Below are 19,497 nucleotides of genomic sequence, written 5' to 3'. Positions count from 1 at the left end.
CGTGCCTGTGACGCAGGCGAACGCAGCCCTGGCCCGGAGGCCAAGGCTGACCGAAATGGCCCCGGGGCTAGATGTTCAGCTTGCCGATCTTGGAGCCATCCAGCGAGATGTCGAACATCAGGCCTGCATTGGTCTGCACGAAGCCGATCACCGGCTGCTGGCCGGTGATGGTATCGAGCTTGCCATTGGCTCCGACCTTGGCGAGCGCCACGCTGGCATCGGCGCCGACCGTCCAGCCGCTGCTGTTGACGAACTTGTTGTAGGCCTCGGGCGTCATGAACATCAGCACCACGGCCTTGGACTGGCCGCCTGCCGTCAGGCCGATCATGCCCGAGGTGGTGCGGTAATAGCCCACCGACGCTCCCTTGGAGCGCAGCACGCCTTCGCCATATTCGCCGCCGATCCCCAGGCCTGCCGACAGCACGCGCGGGAAGATCAGGATCCCCTGCGCGCGATTGGCCAGTTCGCGCGAGCCATCGACCGTCGAAAACAGCCGGTTGATTGCGCCATCGGCGCCCGCGTCGATCTCTTGCCTCTTTGCCGCGGCATCGGTTGGCGAATTGGTGCCCGTGGTGGTGCAGCCCGCGGCAAAGGCGGTGGCCACGACCAGGCCCGAGCCCGCCATCCGGGTAACAAACTGGCGTCGATTCATGTGCTCTCTCCTGTCTGGGAAAAGTTAGCCGGCCGTCTGGCGTCTGACGTCGCCGTGTTTCGGCGGTCGGGGCTAAGTCATTGTGGACAAGGAGGCAGCCGCCAGCAATGCACGACAAAAGAATTGTCTGCGGGGCTCGAAAGTATTTAATGCGGGGAGCGTCGGGAGGAATCCTATGCGTCGCCTGTGGCGGCCCGAGTGCGGGAAGCGGTCGCGAGGGCTACGGGGAGACCGGGCTACAACCGCCTGGCCTCAACGTCAGGATCCCCCCTTGCGTGCGCACGTTGTTGCAAGCGGTTGCTCTTTCCGGCTTACGCCGGCGGCAGCTCGCCGCTTTCGACGCTCTCGCCGGGCGCGGCCAGGCCGAAGTGGCGGTAGGCGGCGGCAGTGGCCATGCGGCCTCGTGGCGTGCGCTGCAGGTAGCCCTGCTGGATCAGGAAGGGTTCAAGCACGTCCTCGATGGTGTCTCGCTCCTCGCCGATGGCGGCGGCAAGGTTGTCGACGCCTACCGGGCCGCCGCTGAATTTGAGCAGGATCGCTTCCAGCAGCTTGCGATCCATCAGGTCGAAGCCGACTGCGTCCACGTCGAGCATGGCGAGGGCGGCGTCGGCGATGGTGCGTGTGATGTTTCCGTCTCCCTTGACCTCCGCATAGTCGCGCACGCGGCGCAGCAGGCGATTGGCGATCCGTGGCGTGCCGCGCGCGCGGCGCGCGATTTCCAGCGCGCCCATCGGGTCGATGCGGGCCCCCAGCAATTGCGCGGAGCGCGTGACGATGCGGCCCAGTTCCTCGGCGGTGTAGAACTCCAGCCGCGCGACGATGCCGAAGCGGTCGCGCAGCGGGTTGGTCAGCATGCCGGCGCGGGTGGTGGCGCCGACCAGCGTGAAGGGCTGCAGATCGAGCTTGACCGAGCGCGCGGCCGGGCCTTCGCCGATCATGATGTCGATCTGGTAGTCCTCCAGGGCCGGGTACAGGATTTCCTCGACCACCGGCGAGAGGCGGTGGATCTCGTCGATGAACAGGACGTCGTTGGCTTCCAGGTTGGTCAGCAATGCGGCCAGGTCGCCGGGGCGCTCCAGCACCGGGCCGGAGGTCTGGCGCAGGTTGACGCCCATCTCACGGGCAATGATGTGCGCCAATGTCGTCTTGCCCAGTCCCGGCGGCCCGAACAACAGGACATGGTCGAGCGCTTCGCGGCGGTTGCGCGCGGCATGCATGAAAATGTCCAGCTGGCCGCGCACTTTCTCCTGGCCGACGTATTCGTCGAGCAGCTTGGGACGCAGCGCCCGCTCGAACGCCTCCTCGTTGGGGGAGACGGCGGTAGGGGCGATCACGCGATCGGCGCTCCGGTCGGTGGCTAGCTTGTCGGTTTCGATCATGTTTCTGGTGCGGGCAAAGTGGTTGGATTGTAGCCCTTCCTGGCACGGCGCCGGCCGCACGGGCCCGGCGCAGCCAGCGCAGGCTCAATCCTGGAGGCCCCTCCGGCTTGCCCTCGATCCGGCCCGGTCAGCCCTTGGACAGGGATTTCAGCGCCAGCTTGATGCCGTCCGACACGCCGGTGCCCGCCGGCACCTGCTTGATGGCCAGCGCCGCCTCTTTCTCCGAATAACCGAGCGCCAGCAGCGCGTTGAGGATGTCGACGGCGTTGTCGTGCACCGGCGTGCTGCCAGGCGCGTGGCCAAGCTCGGCGCCGAGCTTGCCCTTGAGTTCGAGCAGCAGGCGCTCGGCGGTCTTCTTGCCGATACCCGGCACCCGCGTCAGGCGTCCGGCTTCCTGCAGCGTGATCGCCTGCGCCAGCTCGCTGACCGACATCCCCGAGAGCACCGCCAGCGCCATGCGCGCGCCGATGCCGGTGATCTTGATCAGTTCGCGGAAGGTGTTGCGCTCGGTGGCGCTGCCGAATCCGTACAGCAGGTGCGCGTCCTCGCGCACGATCTGCTGCGTCAGCAGGGTGACGGGCTGGCCGACGGCGGGCAGGTTGTAGAACGTACTCATCGGCACGTCGATCTCATAGCCGACGCCGTGGCAATCGACCAGCAGATGCGGGGGATTCTTCTCGATGAGTGTGCCGGCGATGCGTCCGATCATGGTGTGGTGTCTGCTGCGAATTGCGGCGCGCGCGCCTGGAATCAGTGAAGTGCGACAGCAGCGGCGCCCGAAGCGTCTCGCCATCGCGAAGCCCGCCAGTGTAGCCCAGCGTGCGGCGCGCCGGCGATCCGCGCGCCGCTTTCCCGGTTTGCTCCGGGCTAGCGTCCCGGTGTGTCCACCGCTTGCCGGCCCAGCGCCGGATCATCAGTGAAGAAGCCGTCGATACCGGCGGCGAGGAAGGCCTGTACCTCGCGCACCATGCCGGCGGGACTGCGCGTGGCATCGTCGCCGCCGGTGCGCAGGTTGCGCGGCAGGAAGCTGTTCTCCGGGCGGAAGGTATAGGGATGGACCAGCAGCCCGGCGGCGTGCGCGCTGCGCACCAGCGCGGTCGGCGTGCCGAGGTTGCCGCTGGCGTCGCGCGGCACCACGCTGGATTTCTCCGGGCCGATGCCGTTGGCGTAGCTGGCCACCTCGCGCAGCCCGACCGGCGTCATCATGTCGGCGAACGTGCGCGTATCGCCGGCCAGGCGCCAGTCGGCCGGGCGGTTCCTGGCGCCGCCCATCAATTGCACGAGCTTCACGTTGGGCATGCTGTTGCCCAGGCGCTGGTGCAGATCGCGCAGGTTGCCAGTCTCGAACGACTGCACGAACACCGGCGCGCTGCGCGTGTATGCGTGTGCCCGCAGCGTGGCCACCAGCTTTTCTTCCAGCGGCAGGCCGATGCCGCGGAAATAGCTCGGGTGCTTGGTTTCCGGATAGAGCCCGATCACCCGTCCGCTGCGCTGCGAAGCCCTGGCCACCATTTCGATGATTTCGTCGAAGGTGGGGATTTCGTACTTGTCGTTGTACTGGGTATTGGCCTTGCGCAACTGCGGAATGCGCTCGCGCGCGCGCAGCGTCTTCAGTTCGGCCAGCGTGAAGTCTTCGGTGAACCAGCCATCCAGGCGCTCGCCGTCGATCACCTTGATGCGCTTGCGGCTGGCGAACTGCGGCAACTCGGCTACGTTGGTCGTGGTGCCGATCTCGTTCTCGTGGCGGGCCACCAGCACGCCGTCGCGGGTCATTACCAGGTCAGGCTCGACTACATCGGCGCCGTCTTCGATGGCGCGCTCGTAGGAAGCCAGCGTGTGTTCCGGGCGCAGCGCACTGGCGCCGCGGTGTCCGATCACCAGGGCCTTGGGTGCGGCAGGCGCCGGGCTCGGGGCCGGAGTTGCGGGCGTGGTGGCAACAGGCGGCGCCGCGCAGCCGGAGAGGATCGCGGCGGCAAGCGCGGACAACAGTGCGGGCACGCGGAGGGATCGGGACGAACTCAAGGCGCGGAACGAGCGGGGCATGCGGCATCCTTTGACAGGGAACCGCTCGATTGTAAGAGACTTGCCGGTGCCGGCCGGGACTAGCCGATCAGGCGGCCGCGCCGTACGCGCATGCCTTTGCGTATCAGGTCCGGAGCCAGCCCGGTCAGCGCGTCGAGCGTGTTGCTGCCATTGGCATGGCAGATGGCCATGCCAAGCGCATCGGCGGCGTCGGAGCTGGGCCGGCCCGTCAAGCTCAGCAGGCGCATCACCATCTCCTGCACCTGCTCCTTGTTGGCGCGGCCGTAGCCGACGACTGCCACTTTCAACTGGAGGGCGGTGTACTCGAACACCGGCAGGCCGTAACTCACCAGGCCGCAGATTGCCGCGCCGCGAGCCTGGCCCAGCAGGAGGGTGGATTGCGGGTTGACGTTGACGAACACCTTCTCGATCGCTGCGCAATCGGGGGCGTAGGTGCGGGTGACTTCGCTGATGCCGTCGAAGAGGGTCTTCAGCCTTGCAGGCAAGCCGCTGTCGCCGTCGCTCTTGATGGTGCCGGAGGCGATGTAGGTTAGCTTGTTGCCGTGCTTTTCCAGCACGCCGAAGCCGGTGGTGCGGAGGCCGGGGTCGATGCCGAGGATACGCATGGGGTTTGTTGCTCGGCTAATGAGGGTGATTGCGTGATTGGGGGATTGTAGCGCTGAGTTTGCTTTTGGGGATTTTTGGGGGGTGTAGCTAAAGGCAACTGCTTGACTTCAAAGTCAAAGGCTTAAAGTCAAAAGCAGTTTCACCACCCCTGCGGGGCGGCGACCTACTTTCTTGTCTTGCCAAGAAAGTAGGCAAAGAAGGCGCCCCATACGGCCTGGTACACCTTGACGGCTCGCTTCGCATCGCGGGCTGGTGTGGCCCGCCCCTGGGGCGCTCCACACGGCTACACCGAATTTTGATCGGGCGATATCGCTGTTTCTTTGTGCTGGTTGGCGCCCTCTCCCGCTTGCGGGAGAGGGCGGGCGCTTGCTATGCCACGATGGGTTGTTTGCCCAGCCCGTGACAATCGCCCGGACCAGGCCCGGACCTCAATGCCGGAAGTGGCGGACGCCGGTCAGCACCATCGCCACGCCGCGCTCGTCCGCGGCGGCGATCACTTCGTCATCGCGCATGGAGCCGCCCGGCTGGATCACGCAGGTGGCACCTGCGTCCACCACCACATCCAGGCCGTCGCGGAACGGGAAGAACGCATCCGAAGCCACCGCCGAACCCGTCAGCGTCAGCCCTGCATTCTGTGCCTTGATGCTGGCGATCCGTGCCGAATCGACCCGGCTCATCTGGCCGGCGCCAACGCCCAGCGTCATCCCGCCGCCACAGAACACGATGGCGTTCGACTTGACGAACTTGGCCACGCGCCATGCAAACATCAGGTCGGCCATTTCCTTCGGGGTCGGCTGGCGCTTGGTCACCACGCGCAGTTCGTCCTGTTGCACGTTCCGGGCGTCCGGGCTCTGCACCAGCAGGCCGCCGCCGACGCGCTTGAAGTCAAACGGGTTGAGGCCCGCGCCCAGCGGGATTTCCAGCAGGCGCACGTTCTGCTTGGCGGTGAACACCGCGCGCGCGCCGGCGGTGAAGGACGGGGCGATCAGCACTTCGACGAATTGCTTGGCCACGATCTGCGCGGCGGCTTCGTCGAGTTCGGCATTGAAGGCGATGATGCCGCCGAAGGCCGAGGTCGAGTCGGTCTTGAAAGCCTTTTCATAGGCTTCCAGCGCGTTGGCGCCTACCGCCACGCCGCACGGGTTGGCGTGCTTGATGATCACGCAGGCGGCGCCGTTGGCGGGGCCGAAGGACTTGACGCATTCCCACGCGGCGTCGGCGTCGGCGATGTTGTTGTAGGACAGTTCCTTGCCCTGCAGCTGCTTGTAGTTGGCCAGCGCGCCTTCGGGTGCCTTCAGGTCGCGGTAGAACGCGGCCGACTGGTGCGGGTTCTCGCCGTAGCGCATTTCCTGCACCTTTTCGAAGGCCAGGTTGAGCGTCTGCGGGTAGGCGCTGCGAGTCTGGTGCGACTTGTCCGCGCCGAGGCTGGTCAGGTAGTTGGTGATTGCACCGTCATACTGCGCGGTGTGGGCGAACACCTTGGTGGCCAGGCGGAAATTGGTCTCGTAGCCGACGCTGTTGGCGTTGGCGCGCATTTCGGCCAGCACCGGCGCGTAGTCGGCCGGGTCCACCACGACGGTGACGTCGCGGTGGTTCTTGGCAGCCGAGCGCAGCATGGTGGGGCCGCCGATGTCGATGTTCTCGATGGCGTCCGGCAGCGTGCAGTCATCCTTGGCCACGGTCTGCTGGAACGGGTACAGGTTGACCACCAGCAGGTCGATGGTGGGGATGTTGTGCTCGGCCAGCGCGGCCATGTGCTCGGGCAGGTCGCGGCGGGCCAGGATGCCGCCATGCACCTTCGGGTGCAGGGTCTTGACGCGGCCGTCGAGCATTTCGGGGAAACCGGTGTAGTCGGCCACTTCCGTGACCGGCAGGCCGGCTTCGGCGAGCAGCTTGGCGGTGCCGCCGGTGGAGAGCAGCGTGACGCCGAGCGTGTTGAGCTCGCGGGCAAATTCGACGATGCCGGTCTTGTCGGATACGGAGAGGAGGGCTTGCTTGATCATGGCTGTGGGGAACACTTCAAAGTAAACCGTGCTGCTGCAACTTCTTGCGCAGCGTATTGCGATTGATGCCCAGGTAGGCGGCAGCGAGCGACTGGTTGCGCTCGGCGCGCGCCATCACTGCTTCAAGCAGCGGCCGTTCCACGGCTTCGAGCACCATGTTGTACATATTCGACGGCTCTTCGCCGTCCAGGTCGCGAAAGTAGGCACCCAGGCTGTCCCGGATGCACTGGTCGATAGCGTTGCGGCTCATGCGGCAAGCAACTCCCCGTTATTGTTGTTGTTCGACTCGTTGCGTTTCTCTTCGTCGGCGTCGTCCGCGCCTTCCTCCACGTAGACCAGGCGCTCGGACAGCTGCGCCTGCTCGTCGAAGAAGGCGTTGACCGCGGCCAGCTGGGCCGTGGTGCTGTCCAGCGTGTTCATGCGGTGGCGGAACAGGTTGGCGCCGGCCAGGCCGCGCGTGTACCAGGCAATGTGCTTGCGCGCGGTGCGCACGCCGGTGAACTCGCCGTAGAAGTCGTAGTGATCTTCCAGATGCGCGTTCATGATGGCGCGGATTTCGGCGACTTCCGGCTGCGGCAGCAGCTCGCCGGTGGCGAGGTAGTGCTCGATCTCGCGGAACAGCCAGGGCCGGCCCTGCGCCGCGCGGCCGATCATGATGGCATCGGCGCCCGTCACGGCGAGCACATGCTTGGCTTTTTGCGGCGAGGTGACATCGCCATTGGCGACCACGGGAATCGAGACCGCTGCCTTGACCGCGGCAATGGTCTCGTACTCGGCTTCCCCCTTGTACAGATCGGCGCGCGTGCGGCCGTGCACGGTGAGCATGCTGATGCCGGCATCCTCGACCATGCGGGCCACGCGCAGCGCATTGCGGTTCTGGCGGTCCCAGCCGGTGCGGATCTTGAGCGTGACGGGCACGCGGTCGCCAACCGCGGCGACCACCGCCTCGACGATGCGAACCACCAGCGGCTCGTTCTGCAGCAGCGCCGAGCCGGCGGCGACATTGCACACCTTCTTCGCCGGGCAGCCCATGTTGATGTCGATGATCTGCGCGCCGCGATCCACGTTATAGCGCGCCGCCTCGGCCATCATGGCGGGCTCCGCACCCGCGATCTGGACCGAGATCGGCTCGACTTCGCCGGTGTGGTTGGCGCGGCGCATGGTCTTCTCGCTCTTCCAGAGCTGTGCGTTGGAGGCGACCATCTCGGACACCGCATAGCCCGCGCCGAGCTGCTTGCACAGCTGGCGGAAGGGCCGGTCCGTCACACCGGCCATGGGCGCGACGAACAGGTTGTTGCGGAGTTGGTGCGGTCCGATTTGCACGATATAAGACTGGCGAGGGCCGCCAGGCGGCCCGCAACGAGACAAAAATGAAAATGGCATACCCTGCCGAAACGTTGCTCGGCGTCATTCAGTGGGCATGTGCGAGGGCAGGATTTTACCGCCAAACGGCCCGGGTTGCTCAAGATTTGAGCAAATATTGCTCCGGTCCGGGTGGCAGGCGAGGGTGCCGGCGCCGCCGCTAGCGGCGCGTGCCGTACATCATCTGGCGCGCCAGCGCGTCCTTGAGCGGGCCCAGGCAGGCAAGCGCCGCCAGCGACGCGCCGCGCGCGTGGGCGGCGAGCGGGTAGGAGACGCCGAACACGCGGGGCAGCAGGTCGGTTACGCCGATGGTGATGGCGCGATCCCGCTTTTGTTGCGCCGCAAACGCCAGCAAGGCCTGCGGTCCGCAGCCGGTGCGCAGGGCGCCAGCCAGGGCAAATGCGTCGCGCAGGCCCAGGTTGAGGCCCTGGCCGGCGACGGGATGGAGTGTCTGCGCCGCATTGCCGACCGCGACGATGCGGCCCTGCACGGTGACTGGTGCGGCATTCAGTCCGAGCGGGAAGGCGTGCCGCTTGCCGATGCCGGTGAAGCGGCCCATGCGCGGGCCGAAGGCTTGCTCCAGCTCGGCGAGGAACTCGGCTTCGGGCAATGCCAGGCGGTGCGCCGCCCGCTCCGGCGGACAGCACCAGACCAGGGCGTAGCCGGGCGTGCCGTGCTCCTCGTGTGGCAGCAGGGCCAGTGGCCCTTCCTCGGTGAAGCGTTCCCAGGCCCAGCCCGGCTGCGGGCGCGAGCACGCCACATGGGCAACGATCGCGGTCTGGCCATAGTCGCGCCGGTATTTTTGACCCTGGACGCCGCGGGTGGACTGCTGATGGAACAGCCCGCCTTCGGCTTGCACAGCCAGGCGCGCGTTAAAGACGACGGGCTGGCGGTCATGCGTATGGCCGCTCAGGTGTACCAGCCCGACGCTTTCGTCTGCAATGCGGTCCGCGCCGGCTTGCGGGGCGCGCTGCTCCAGGCGATCGATGCGCGTGTCGTAGGCTCGCGCCAGGCGCTCGCCGTCGGTGCCGGGGGCGGCATGGATCGCCTGGCCCAGCGCGCGTTCAAGTGATTCGCACAGATCGCCGTAGCGCACCACGTAACCGAGCGCGGGAACATCGTAGTCGTCGCGGTGCAGCTTGACGTGGCCAAAGCGCCCGCGTTGCGACACGTGGATATGCTCGATCGGCGTGACCGCCCGGGGCCAGGCGCCGATCTGCTCCAGCAACTGGCGGCTGCCGTAGGACAGCGCAATGGCACGCGGGTCGCGCGCCGCGCGCGCCGGGGTGGCGGCGTCGATCAGCGTCAGGCGCCACGGGCTCCTGCGCAGCAGCAGGCATGCCAGCGCGAGGCCTACCGGCCCTGCGCCGACGATGGCGATATCCGGGAAGGCCGCGCCGGGGGCGCGTTCAGTGCTTGCCGGACTCATGCGCGCTGTCGTCAGGTTGGGCGGCCGGGTGACTGTCGTTGCCCACGTTGTCCGAGCTGGCCTCCACGGCCTGCGCGCCCCGCTTCCAGCAGTTGGCATCCGTGCGGTGCTTGCCCGCCGCGGCATCGCGCAAGGCGTTGTCCAGCTTCTGCTGGCTGAAACCGGGGAAGGCCTGCAGGCGTTCCACCAGCGCCGCGTGATTGACCGCGTTGAGCGGCACCACGCAGCCCCGGGGCGTGCCGTCGGCGGCCGGGTCGCCGACCAGGATCAGCCAGGCGGGGCCAGCCCACGGTTCACGGTTCGAGACCCGCACCACCACGCGTTCGATCGCGTCCCACTCAAGCTCTTCGCGCTGGCCGTCGGGTCGATGCACCACCACGCGGTCATCGTAGAGATTGACCACGAACGGTTGCGCGGGATCGTAGGAGGGCGCGCGGCTGGTTTCCACGCGATTGCCTACCGGAAGTACCTTGCGTAGCCAGCCAATCATCGTGCACCTCCCGCGTCGCGCATCAGCGCTTCAATTTCGTCAGCCTTGACCGGGGCGCCGCGCGTCATCAGCTCGCAGGCGCCATGGGTCACCACGGCATCGTCCTCGATGCGGATGCCGATATGCCAGAAGCGCTCCGGCACATCCGGTGCCGGGCGCACGTAAATGCCGGGCTCCACCGTCAGCACCATGCCGGGCTGCAGCGGACGCCAGGGGCGCTCGCCCTCTGCCGGCGCGGCGCCGGGCACGCGGTACTCGCCCACGTCATGCACGTCCATGCCGAGCCAGTGGCCAGTGCGGTGCATGTAGAACTGGCGGTAGCTGCCGTTGGCCAGCACATCGTCGATGCTGCCGCAGCGGTCGCGGTCGAGCAGGCCGGTATCGAGCATGCCCTGCGCCAGCACGCGCGTGGCGGCGTCGTGCGGCACGTTGTAGGGCACGCCGGCGCGGGTCTCGGCAATGGCGGCTTCCTGCGCGGCCACCACCAGGTCGTACAGCTCGCGCTGGGCCGGCGAGAAGCGGCCGGAGACGGGGAAGGTGCGGGTGATGTCGGAGGCGTAGCCATCGAGCTCGCAGCCCGCGTCGATCAGGCACAGTTCGCCGTCGCGCAGTTCCGCAGGGCCGGCGCGGTAGTGCAGCACGCAGGCATTGGGTCCGGCGGCGACGATCGAGTTGTAGGCGACGCTCTGCGCGCCGTGGCGGCGGAACTCATACAACAACTCGGCTTCCAAGTGGTACTCGCGCAGCCCCTGGCGCGACGTGCGCATGGCGCGCACATGGGCCTGTGCCGAGATCTCGGCGGCGCGGCGCATGGTGGCTATCTCGCCAGCGTCCTTGAACAGGCGCATCTCGTCGAGGATGGTGCGGATGTCGAATGCCGCCGACGGCGCCGTTACGCCGGCGCGTCCTTGCATGCGTACCGTTTCCAGCCAGCGGCGTACCTGCATGTCGGTGCGGGTGTTGGAGGCCAGCGGGTAAGCCACCACAGCGTGGTTGGCCAGCAGCGGCGGCAGCAGCGCATCGATCTCCTCGACCGAATGGGCTTCGTCGAAGCCGAAGGCGGCCTGCGCGCCTTCCGGGCCATAGCGGAAGCCGTCCCAGATCTCGCGCTCCTCGTGCTTGGGGCGGCAGAACAGGATGCTGCGCTCGGCGCCGGATGCCTGTGCCACCAGCACCAGCACCGCCTCGGGCTCGGTGAAGCCGGTCAGGTAATAGAAATAGCTGTCGTGGCGATAGGGGTAGTCGCTGTCGCGGTTGCGCATGGCTTCCGGCGCGGTGGGCAGGATCGCCACGCCGCCGCCGGCGGCGCGCAGTTGCTGCAGCACGCGGGCGCGCCGGTCGCGACAGGCGAGAAGGAGGGCGGAGTCGGGTGCGGACATGTGTGGGGCCACGTGGATGGGGAATAGGGCAGATTCTACCGCCGCCGGATTGCCGGCGGCGGTACTTGGCCTGGCAGGCCGCTCAGTGCAGGGGCGCGGCGGCCGCGCCGCGCCGGGCTTGTACCTGGGCATCCAGGGCCGCCAGCTGGGCCGGCGTGCCGACGTTTTCCCAGATGCCATCGAAGCGCTCCCCGCTGGCCAGGCCGGCGGCCACCGCCGCGCGGTAATAGGGCGTCATGGCAACTTTCTGCCCCGGCTCGATGGCGATGAACAGCCTGGTGTCGTACAGGCCGATATTGCCGAAGGTCAGGGCCGGAGCTGCCGGCGTTGGCGCGGGCAACAGCACGCCATCCGCACCCAGCGCGAAATCGCCGCCCGGATGGAACGGCGGATTGGGCACCATCACCAGGTGCATGCGTGGCTCGGGCGCGCCGGCCATGGCAAGCGCGCGGGGCAGCAGGGCGCGGAAGTCGAAGTCGGTGAAGATGTCGCCGGATACGGCCAGGAAGATCTCCCCGCGCGCGGGCGCGGCCGACAGCAGCGGCAGCGCCTGGGCAATGCCGCCGGCGGTTTCCAGCGCGCTGGACTCGGCCGAGTACGCCAGGCGCACGCCGAACCGGCTGCCGTCGCCGAGCGCTTGTTCGATCTGCCCGCCAAGCCAGGCGTGATTGATCACGATGTCCTTGAAGCCGGCACGCGCCAGCGCCTCGATCTTCCAGGCGATCAGCGGCTTGCCGCCGACCGCCAGCAGCGGCTTGGGGCAGGTATCGGTGAGCGGGCGCATGCGCTCACCGCGCCCGGCTGCAAAAATCATGGCTTTCAATGCACGGTCTCCGGCGCTTATTTCAGCGCGTGGTTCAGCAGGTACGTCATCGCGATCAGGGTGGCCATGCCGCCGGCGATGGTCCAGCCGATGCTGCGTGTTTTCGCTGCAATGACGATGGCCACCAGGCCGGCCACCAGGCGCGCGTTGCCGGGGCCGATATCGACCTGGCCGCCGCGCATCAGCAGGTCGGGCGCAATCAGCGCGGACAGCATGGCGGCCGGCACGAACTGCAGCGCGGTGCGGAACCACGACGGCAGCCGCACCCGGCCTTCCACGGCGATGAACGACAGGCGGATCAGGAAAGTGGCGAGGCCGGCGCCGATGAACACCAGCAACAAGGTCATCTCGCTCACGCGGCGGGCTCCGTGGAGGCCGGCTTGGGCTGCCCGCGGCCCTTGCCCAGCAGCAGCATGCCGGCGGCAATGCCTCCGAGTGCCGCCACCATCAGGCCAAGTTTGTGCGGCATGCCGAAACAGGCCACGGCCAGCGCCGTCGCCACCAGCGCCGCGGCGGCGTGGGAGCGGTGCTTGATGCCCGGCACGATGATGGCGATAAAGGTGAGCGGCAGGAAGAAATCGAGCGGCCAGTCGCGCGGAACCTGGGCGCCGACCAGCACGCCCGCCAGCGTCGAGACCTGCCAGCTGGCCCACAGCGCGAAACCCGCGCCAAAGAAGAACCAGTGGCGGTAGCGCTTGTGCGCGTCGTCGTCGGACAGGCGCCGCGTCATGGCGGCGAAAGCCTCGTCGGTCAGCAGGTAGGCGATCAGCGCCTTCCAGCGGCCCGGCAAGTGCGCCAGCGCGGGAGCCAGGGTGGCCGAGTACAACGCATGACGCAGGTTGACCATGGCCACGGTCACGGCGATCAGCACGGCCGGCGTGCCCGCCGCCCACAACTGCGTCAGGATCATCTGCGAGGCGCCGCCGAATACGATCGCGCTCATGGCGCAGGCCAGCCATGCGGGCATGCCGGCGTTGACTGCCAGCACGCCATAAATCAGGCCGAACGGCGCCACGCCGAGCAGCATGGGCGCCAGCGCGCGCACGCCCGCCCACCATTCGCCCCGGCGGGTGAGGGGCGGCGGAGGTTCGCTACCGGGCGTGATGAGCGTCACATGCGTCACTGCGGGATATCAGAACGTATAGCCGACAGGTCGCTCGACGCCGTCGAGCGCGTCGAACAGGCGTACCAGCTTGCGCAGTTCGATGTAGCGGCCGGCCACCTGGCGGGCGTACTTCAGCACCAGCGGCAGGTTGGCCAGGTAGCCGTCCTTGCCGTCGCGGTGGTACAGGCGGGCAAAAATGCCGAGTATCTTGAGGTGGCGCTGCAGGCCCATCCACTCGAAATCCCGGTAGAACTCGCCAAAATCGGCGGCCACCGGCAGCCCGGCCTTGCGCGCGCGTTCCCAGTAGCGGATCAGCCAGTCGAGCTGCTCCTGCTCGTCCCATTCGATGTAGGCATCGCGCCACAGCGAGACCGCGTCGTAGGTGATGGGGCCGATCACCGCGTCCTGGAAATCCAGGATGCCGGGGTTGGCCCCGCCGTCCAGCACCATCAGGTTGCGCGAGTGATAGTCGCGGTGGACATAAACCTGCGGCTGCGCCAGGTTGTTGGCCAGGAGCGTCTGCATCACTTCGGCCAGGCCGGCTTCCTGGTCGGGCGTCAGCGTGACGCCGAGGTGCCGTGCTACATACCACTGCGGGAACAGGTCGAGTTCGCGCTGCAGCAGCGCGCGGTCGTAGGCGGGCAGGGCGCCGGGCCGGGTCGCGAGCTGGATTTTCACCAGCGAAGCGGATGCATCGTCATACAACTGGCGCGCGCTGCCAGCGTCCAGGCGGGACAGGTAAGTGGTGTTTCCGAGGTCGCTCAGCAGCAGGAATCCTTGCTCTAGATCCTGCGCCAGTACCCTGGGCACGGTCACGCCGGCTGCGCCGAACAATTCCGCCACATGGATGAAGGGGCGGCAGTCCTCCTGCGCGGGCGGCGCATCCATCACGATGACGGTGGGATATTCCGGGTGGCTGGTGGTGGCACGGAAGTAACGCCGGAAGCTGGCATCGGCGGATGCCGGGGTGCAGGAATCGGGGTTGACGGGCCAGGATGGACCGAGTCCGGACACCCAGACTTTGAGCTGGTCGAGACGCGGGTCGAGTGGATGAGCTGCCATGCCGGAAAGGGAGAATAGGATGCCCCGTATAATACCCGACCAGACCCGGGCCCCGGGGCGGCTCCCAGGCGGGCCGTCCATGGCCCGACAGCCTGCTCCGGCGGCGGCTGGCGGCTGCTGTGCCGCCGCCGCCGCTCTGACTCATGACCCGCTCGCATGACCGAACAACGACGATCACCGAACCAGAAGGCAAGCAAGACATTGGCGCGACGCCCCGGAAGCGCATTGCGCCCGCTCGTGTTGGCCATGGCCGGCTGGTCGGTGGGCGTTCACGCGCAGGCCGTGAGTTCCGCCATCCCCGACCTGCCGGTGGCCGAGCCCGCCGCCGAACAGGTGCCCGAGACCCCGCCGGTACCCGGCGAGCTGGTGCCACGCCTGGCCGAACCGGGCAACGCCAAGACCAGGCCCGCCGAGCCGGACGACAATCCGCCCACCTTTGCCTCGGGCGACCGCATGACCGGCTATAACCAGCGCGGCGTGGAACTCGAAGGCAACGCGGAGCTGCGCCGCGCGGGCGGCGTGGTCAAGGGCGACAAGCTCACTTACGACCAGGACAGCGACGAGGCTTTCGTCCACGGCAACGCCCGTATTTCGCGCGACGGCTCGCTCGCGGTCGGGCCGGAAGCCCGGCTGAAGGTGGAGGCCAACGAAGGCTACATGCTGTCGCCGGACTACTATTTCCAGGAAACCGGCGGCTCGGGCAAGGCCGAGCGCATCGATTTCATCGACAAGAACCTCAGCACGATCAAACGCGCCACCTATACGACCTGTTCGCCCGACAATGCGGACTGGTATTTCAGTGCCCGCGAGCTGGATATCGACAGCGACCGCCAGGTCGGCACCGCCTACGGCGGCGTGCTGCGCTTCTTCGACGTGCCGATCATGGGGGCGCCGGTGTTCAGTTTCCCCTTGAACAGCGAGCGCCGCAGCGGCGTGCTTCCGCCGCTGTTCGGATATGGCTCCAAGTCCGGCGCGGACCTCACGGTTCCGTACTACTTCAATATCGCGCCCAACCGCGACCTGACAATATTCCCGCGTGTGTTGACTTCCCGCGGGGTGCAGCTGGGCTCCGATTACCGCTATATCGGCGAGGGTTATTCGGGACGCATCCGCGGCGAATTCCTGCCGGACGACCAGAAGACCAAGACCAACCGCTGGGCATACTCGGTCCAGCACTACCAGAACATCGCCAAGGGCCTGAACGCGTACGTCAACCTGAACAAGGTATCGGACGACCAGTACCCCGACGACCTGACCCGCTCGGTAACGCAGGCAACGCTGCGCCAGTACACGCAGGAAGGCGGAGTCAGTTACAACTGGCAGGATCTGACTGTATTGGCGCGGGTGCAGAAGTTCCAGACGCTGGCGCCGAGCCAGCCCTCGTACGAACGCGTGCCGCAGCTCAATGCGAAGTACATTCGCTACGACCTGGGCGGTTTCGATGTGCAGGTGGATACCGATTACACGCGCTTTCGCATTCCGCTGAGTACAAGCGGCACGCAGCAGCCCCAGGGCGAGCGGGTCTATTTCCAGCCCTCGATCAGCTACCCGATCCTCCGGCCGGGCTGGTTCGTCACGCCCAAGGTGACGTTCAGTGCCACCCAGTACCAGATGGAGCCGTCCACCAACACGCCCGGTGCGCCGAATACGCTGACCCGGACATTGCCGACCGTGAGCCTGGACTCGGGCATGACCTTCGAGCGCGACGCGCCGAGCGTGAGCCGGCTGTTTGGCGTCAACTACGTGCAGACGCTTGAGCCACGCCTGTTCTATGTCTACACGCCATTTCGCGACCAGAGCCAGTTCCCGCTGTTCGATACGGTACAGTCCGACTTTGGCTATGGTCAGATTTTCAGCGAGAACCCGTTCACCGGTTATGACCGCATCGCCGATAACAACAAGGTGACGGCGGGCGTGACCACGCGCCTGATCGAAGCCAGCAGCGGGATCGAGCGCTTCCGCGGCACCATCGCCCAGCGCTATGACCTGACCGGCCAGCGCGTGCAGCTCAACGGCACCGACCCTGCCGGCCAGACTGGTTATTCCGATCTGCTGGCCGCCACCACGATCCAGATGTTCAAGGGTTACTACCTCGATGCCGGGCTGCAGTACAACCCCTCGAGCGACCGTGTGATCTATTCGAATATCGCCTTCTCGTGGCGGCCCGAGGTGCGCAAGACGCTGAATATCGGCTATCGCTACCGCCGCCCGACCTCGGTGACGGACAATACCGCCATTGACCAGTTCGAGATTTCGAGCCAGTGGCCAGTGACCCAGCGCACCTATGGCATTGGCCGGGTAGCGTTCGACCTGAACGCGAGCCAGTTGGTCGATGCGCTGGCCGGCTTCGAATACGCGGCGGATTGCTGGGTGGGACGTGTCGTCTACCAGCGCTTCCGCAACACCACGCAGGGCTACACCGGGCGCATCTTCTTCCAGGTGGAGTTCCGCGGGTTGTCCAAGATTGGCTCCAATCCGCTGGATGTGCTGCGGCTGAACGTGCCGGGTTATGAGCCCGTCGTCGCCAGGCCTGTGATCCCATCCCAGCTCGACCACTATGAATGACGGACCATGATGAAACGTCAAGAATTCACCGCGATCTCCTCCTTGTCGTCCCGCCTGACCGGCTGGCAAAGCCTTTTGCTGAGCGCGCTGCTGGCCGCTTTCGCGCTGCCCGCCGCGGCGCAGCTGAAGGCTCCCGGGCAGAAGGCCACCGGCATTTTCATGCCCCAGGCCGGTGGCAGCGCCGCTGCTTCGCCCAGCCAGCCGCGCCTGGGCGTATCGCAGCCCGGCACGAGCGCCCAGCGCTCGCAACTGGTGGACGAGGTGGTGGCGATCGTCAACAGCAGTGTGATTACCCGGCGTGAACTGCTGGACCGCGCCGACGATATCGAATCGCAGTTGCGCCAGGCCAACCGGCCGGTGCCGGCGCGTGCCGACCTGCTGGGCGAGGTGCTGGAGCGCCTGGTGATGGAGCGCGTGCAGACGCAGGCCGCGCAGGAAGCCGGCATCAAGGTGACGGACCAGGAAGTCGACCGCGCCATCGAGTCCGTGGCGCAGCAGAATAAAATGAACGTGACCGACCTGCGCAGCCAGGTCGAGCGCACCGGGATGACCTGGACCAAGTACCGGGATGAGTTGCGCAAGCAGGTGCAGGTGATCCGCCTGCGCGAGCGCGAGGTGGATTCCAAGATCCAGGTCTACGACGGCGAGATCGACAACTATCTCGCGGCGAATGGTGCACCGGGCACTGCCGCTGCTGCCACTGGCCCCACCGAATACAACGTGGCCCAGATCCTGGTGCGCGTGCCGGACGATGCCTCGGAGGCGCAGAAGGCGGCCTTGCGCGCCAAGGCCGAAGGGCTGCTCAAGCAGGCCCAGGGTGGCGCGGATTTCGCCGAGCTGGCGCAGGCATCCGATGCGCCCGAGGCCGCCAAGGGCGGCTCGCTTGGCTTCCGCGAGATCGGCCGGCTGCCGGCGCTGTTCGCCAATGCCGTGCTTGACCTGCAGGTCGGTGGCGTGGCGCCGCAAGTGATCGAGAGCGCCAACGGCTTCCACGTGCTCAAGCTGCTGGCCAAGCGCAACGCGCCGGCGGCGTCGTCGAGCCCGGCCGCCGCCGACAAGATTACCCAGACCCAGGTACGCCATATCCTGATCCGCACCGGCCCCAACATGCCGGAGGCCGAAGCGCGCCGCCAGCTGGTCACGGTGCGGGACCGCATTACCCACGGCGGAGACTTTGGCGAAGCGGCCAAGCGATTCTCCCAGGACGGATCGGCGTCGAACGGTGGCGATCTCGGCTGGGTATCGCCGGGCGAGCTGGTGCCGGAATTCGAGCAGGCCATGAACCGGCTGCGCCCGGGCGAAGTGTCTGAACCCGTGGTCAGCCAGTTTGGTGTCCACCTGATCCTGGTGGTCAATCGCCGCGAGACCGAAGTTTCGCCGGAGAAGCAGCGTGATTTCGCCCGTGCCGAGGTACGCGAGCAGAAGCTGCGCGCGGCCTATGAAGACTGGCAGCGCCAGTTGCGCCAGGCCGCCTACGTGGAATACCGCGTCAACCGCCAGCGCTAAACACGCCAAACAGAAGACATCGCCGCCATGTCAGAGCCGCTCGCGCTAGCCATCACCACCGGGGAACCCGCCGGCATCGGTCCCGACATCACCGTGGGTGCCTTGCTGCAACTTGCGGGCGAGCATCCGCAAGTGCGCTTTCACGTGCTGGGCGACGCGCGCCTGCTGGCTACGCGTGCCGCGGCGCTGGGCGCGGCGCACGCCTGGGCGCGCAGGCTGGCGGACGGCAGCGTGGTGAGCGAAGACATCGCACTGGACGTGCCGTGCGAAGCCGGCCGGCTCGATGCGCGCAACGGGGCCTACGTGCTGGCCTTGCTCGATGCCGCGATTGACGGCTGCACCGGTGGCGCGCACGGCACGCCGCGCTATGCCGGCATGGTGACCGCGCCGGTGCAGAAGAGCACCATCAACGATGGCGGCGTGCCCTTCACCGGCCACACGGAATACCTTGCCGAACGCGCCGGCGTGCCGCGCGTGGTGATGATGCTGGCCGGCCCGCAGCCCGCGCATGCCAACGCCATGCTGCGGGTGGCGCTGGCCACCACCCACCTGCCATTGCGCGCGGTGCCCGATGCGCTGACGGTGGCCATGCTGGTGGAGACGCTGACCATCGTCGACGCCGACCTGCGCCGCCATTTCGGCATTGTCCGCCCGCGCATCCTGGTGACAGGCCTGAACCCCCACGCCGGGGAAAGCGGCCACATGGGCCATGAGGAGATCGACGTGATCATCCCCGCGCTGGCCCACGCCGTCGACGCGGGCATCGACGCACGCGGCCCATACCCCGCCGACACGCTGTTCCAGCCCCGCCACCTCGACGGGGCCGACTGCGTGCTGGCGATGTACCACGACCAGGGCCTGGCGCCGCTCAAGTACGGTACCTTCGGCCACGGCGTGAATATCACGCTGGGCTTGCCTTTTATCCGCACATCGGTCGACCATGGCACTGCGCTCGACCTGGCCGCGAGCGGCCGGGCCGAGCACGGTAGCATGATCGAGGCGATCCGCAGCGCCATCGCCATGGCCGGCCACGCCAACGGCCGGCCGCGCGCCGCGCCGCTGGCGGCAACACGCTGACGCCCGAGCGAGACCC

The 19,497-nt window shown here is 67.3% G+C and carries 18 protein-coding genes; 3 read left to right on the top strand and 15 right to left on the bottom strand.

The features are described from left to right. Positions 1–67 precede the first annotated feature (67 nt). From AC1DS6_RS31290 to AC1DS6_RS31220, 15 genes are all read right to left on the bottom strand, one after another. On the bottom strand, positions 68–652 hold the full coding sequence (locus tag AC1DS6_RS31290; protein ID WP_441629144.1) for a BPSL1445 family SYLF domain-containing lipoprotein: 585 nt from the start codon (positions 650–652) through the stop codon (positions 68–70). A 311-nt stretch (positions 653–963) separates the two neighbouring features. Further along, positions 964–2,031, bottom strand: coding sequence for a Holliday junction branch migration DNA helicase RuvB (gene ruvB / locus AC1DS6_RS31285; protein WP_045237856.1), 1,068 nt, complete (start codon positions 2,029–2,031; stop codon positions 964–966). Between the two features lie 127 nt (positions 2,032–2,158). Beyond that, positions 2,159–2,740 (bottom strand): Holliday junction branch migration protein RuvA, encoded by a 582-nt coding sequence (gene ruvA / locus AC1DS6_RS31280; protein WP_045237857.1) that lies wholly within the window; start codon positions 2,738–2,740, stop codon positions 2,159–2,161. A gap of 158 nt (positions 2,741–2,898) precedes the next feature. Then, the gene (locus tag AC1DS6_RS31275; protein WP_441629141.1) at positions 2,899–4,074 is read right to left on the bottom strand and encodes a glycerophosphodiester phosphodiesterase; all 1,176 of its coding nucleotides are present in this window, start codon (positions 4,072–4,074) and stop codon (positions 2,899–2,901) included. A gap of 59 nt (positions 4,075–4,133) precedes the next feature. Next, on the bottom strand, positions 4,134–4,679 hold the full coding sequence (gene ruvC, locus AC1DS6_RS31270; RefSeq protein ID WP_045237859.1) for a crossover junction endodeoxyribonuclease RuvC: 546 nt from the start codon (positions 4,677–4,679) through the stop codon (positions 4,134–4,136). A 429-nt stretch (positions 4,680–5,108) separates the two neighbouring features. After that, positions 5,109–6,683: a bifunctional phosphoribosylaminoimidazolecarboxamide formyltransferase/IMP cyclohydrolase gene (gene purH, locus AC1DS6_RS31265; RefSeq protein ID WP_477103876.1), complete on the bottom strand. Its 1,575-nt coding sequence runs from the start codon at positions 6,681–6,683 to the stop codon at positions 5,109–5,111. Between the two features lie 16 nt (positions 6,684–6,699). Then, entirely contained in the window at positions 6,700–6,933 is a 234-nt protein-coding gene (locus AC1DS6_RS31260) for a Fis family transcriptional regulator (RefSeq protein ID WP_006156396.1), read from the bottom strand. Continuing rightward, the gene (dusB, locus tag AC1DS6_RS31255) at positions 6,930–8,006 is read right to left on the bottom strand and encodes a tRNA dihydrouridine synthase DusB (RefSeq protein WP_035867993.1); all 1,077 of its coding nucleotides are present in this window, start codon (positions 8,004–8,006) and stop codon (positions 6,930–6,932) included. Before dusB ends, AC1DS6_RS31260 begins: the two co-directional genes overlap by 4 nt. Positions 8,007–8,205: 199 nt before the next feature. Then, positions 8,206–9,474, bottom strand: a complete 1,269-nt coding sequence (locus AC1DS6_RS31250; protein ID WP_441629135.1) for a UbiH/UbiF/VisC/COQ6 family ubiquinone biosynthesis hydroxylase — start codon at positions 9,472–9,474, stop codon at positions 8,206–8,208. Beyond that, a complete protein-coding gene (locus AC1DS6_RS31245) occupies positions 9,455–9,964 on the bottom strand; it encodes a hypothetical protein (RefSeq protein WP_441629133.1) in 510 nt (169 codons plus the stop codon). Before AC1DS6_RS31245 ends, AC1DS6_RS31250 begins: the two co-directional genes overlap by 20 nt. Beyond that, positions 9,961–11,343, bottom strand: a complete 1,383-nt coding sequence (locus AC1DS6_RS31240) for an aminopeptidase P N-terminal domain-containing protein (RefSeq protein ID WP_477103875.1) — start codon at positions 11,341–11,343, stop codon at positions 9,961–9,963. The genes AC1DS6_RS31245 and AC1DS6_RS31240 overlap by 4 nt, the downstream gene beginning before the upstream one ends. A gap of 82 nt (positions 11,344–11,425) precedes the next feature. Further along, a complete protein-coding gene (murU, locus tag AC1DS6_RS31235; protein ID WP_477103874.1) occupies positions 11,426–12,166 on the bottom strand; it encodes an N-acetylmuramate alpha-1-phosphate uridylyltransferase MurU in 741 nt (246 codons plus the stop codon). A 17-nt stretch (positions 12,167–12,183) separates the two neighbouring features. Beyond that, positions 12,184–12,522 carry an AzlD domain-containing protein gene (locus tag AC1DS6_RS31230; RefSeq protein WP_441629127.1) on the bottom strand — a complete coding sequence of 113 codons (339 nt, stop codon included), beginning with the start codon at positions 12,520–12,522 and terminating at the stop codon, positions 12,184–12,186. Further along, the gene (locus AC1DS6_RS31225) at positions 12,519–13,193 is read right to left on the bottom strand and encodes an AzlC family ABC transporter permease (protein ID WP_276289810.1); all 675 of its coding nucleotides are present in this window, start codon (positions 13,191–13,193) and stop codon (positions 12,519–12,521) included. The genes AC1DS6_RS31230 and AC1DS6_RS31225 overlap by 4 nt, the downstream gene beginning before the upstream one ends. 105 nt (positions 13,194–13,298) lie before the next feature. Then, positions 13,299–14,333 carry an aminoglycoside phosphotransferase family protein gene (locus tag AC1DS6_RS31220; RefSeq protein WP_441629125.1) on the bottom strand — a complete coding sequence of 345 codons (1,035 nt, stop codon included), beginning with the start codon at positions 14,331–14,333 and terminating at the stop codon, positions 13,299–13,301. A gap of 156 nt (positions 14,334–14,489) precedes the next feature. On the opposite strand from AC1DS6_RS31220, the gene AC1DS6_RS31215 reads away from it, so the two are divergent. Genes AC1DS6_RS31215 through pdxA form a run of 3 tightly spaced genes read left to right on the top strand, consistent with a single transcriptional unit; the run spans position 14,490 to position 19,481 of the window. Continuing rightward, positions 14,490–16,898 carry an LPS-assembly protein LptD gene (locus AC1DS6_RS31215; RefSeq protein ID WP_441629123.1) on the top strand — a complete coding sequence of 803 codons (2,409 nt, stop codon included), beginning with the start codon at positions 14,490–14,492 and terminating at the stop codon, positions 16,896–16,898. A gap of 9 nt (positions 16,899–16,907) precedes the next feature. Beyond that, on the top strand, positions 16,908–18,404 hold the full coding sequence (locus AC1DS6_RS31210) for a peptidylprolyl isomerase (RefSeq protein WP_477103883.1): 1,497 nt from the start codon (positions 16,908–16,910) through the stop codon (positions 18,402–18,404). Positions 18,405–18,431: 27 nt separating this feature from the next. Beyond that, positions 18,432–19,481, top strand: a complete 1,050-nt coding sequence (gene pdxA, locus AC1DS6_RS31205) for a 4-hydroxythreonine-4-phosphate dehydrogenase PdxA (protein ID WP_477103873.1) — start codon at positions 18,432–18,434, stop codon at positions 19,479–19,481. Positions 19,482–19,497 lie beyond the last annotated feature (16 nt).

It is taken from the genome of Cupriavidus sp. 05L310 (genome assembly GCF_056398185.1).
The sequence above is the reverse complement of the archived record's forward strand: the minus strand, read 5'-3'. Positions and strand labels throughout refer to the sequence as shown.

Bases quoted from the DNA above. Each gene is read 5' to 3' on its own strand.
- AC1DS6_RS31250 (WP_441629135.1), bottom strand. From the start codon at position 9,474: ATGAGTCCGGCAAGCACTGAACGCGCCCCCGGCGCGGCCTTCCCGGAT.
- ruvC (WP_045237859.1), bottom strand. From the start codon at position 4,679: ATGCGTATCCTCGGCATCGACCCCGGCCTCCGCACCACCGGCTTCGGC.
- purH (WP_477103876.1), bottom strand. From the start codon at position 6,683: ATGATCAAGCAAGCCCTCCTCTCCGTATCCGACAAGACCGGCATCGTC.
- AC1DS6_RS31290 (WP_441629144.1), bottom strand. From the start codon at position 652: ATGAATCGACGCCAGTTTGTTACCCGGATGGCGGGCTCGGGCCTGGTC.
- ruvB (WP_045237856.1), bottom strand. From the start codon at position 2,031: ATGATCGAAACCGACAAGCTAGCCACCGACCGGAGCGCCGATCGCGTG.
- ruvA (WP_045237857.1), bottom strand. From the start codon at position 2,740: ATGATCGGACGCATCGCCGGCACACTCATCGAGAAGAATCCCCCGCAT.
- AC1DS6_RS31210 (WP_477103883.1), top strand. From the start codon at position 16,908: ATGAAACGTCAAGAATTCACCGCGATCTCCTCCTTGTCGTCCCGCCTG.
- pdxA (WP_477103873.1), top strand. From the start codon at position 18,432: ATGTCAGAGCCGCTCGCGCTAGCCATCACCACCGGGGAACCCGCCGGC.
- AC1DS6_RS31260 (WP_006156396.1), bottom strand. From the start codon at position 6,933: ATGAGCCGCAACGCTATCGACCAGTGCATCCGGGACAGCCTGGGTGCC.
- AC1DS6_RS31240 (WP_477103875.1), bottom strand. From the start codon at position 11,343: ATGTCCGCACCCGACTCCGCCCTCCTTCTCGCCTGTCGCGACCGGCGC.
- AC1DS6_RS31220 (WP_441629125.1), bottom strand. From the start codon at position 14,333: ATGGCAGCTCATCCACTCGACCCGCGTCTCGACCAGCTCAAAGTCTGG.
- AC1DS6_RS31245 (WP_441629133.1), bottom strand. From the start codon at position 9,964: ATGATTGGCTGGCTACGCAAGGTACTTCCGGTAGGCAATCGCGTGGAA.
- AC1DS6_RS31215 (WP_441629123.1), top strand. From the start codon at position 14,490: ATGACCGAACAACGACGATCACCGAACCAGAAGGCAAGCAAGACATTG.
- AC1DS6_RS31275 (WP_441629141.1), bottom strand. From the start codon at position 4,074: ATGCCCCGCTCGTTCCGCGCCTTGAGTTCGTCCCGATCCCTCCGCGTG.
- AC1DS6_RS31225 (WP_276289810.1), bottom strand. From the start codon at position 13,193: ATGCTGCTCGGCGTGGCGCCGTTCGGCCTGATTTATGGCGTGCTGGCA.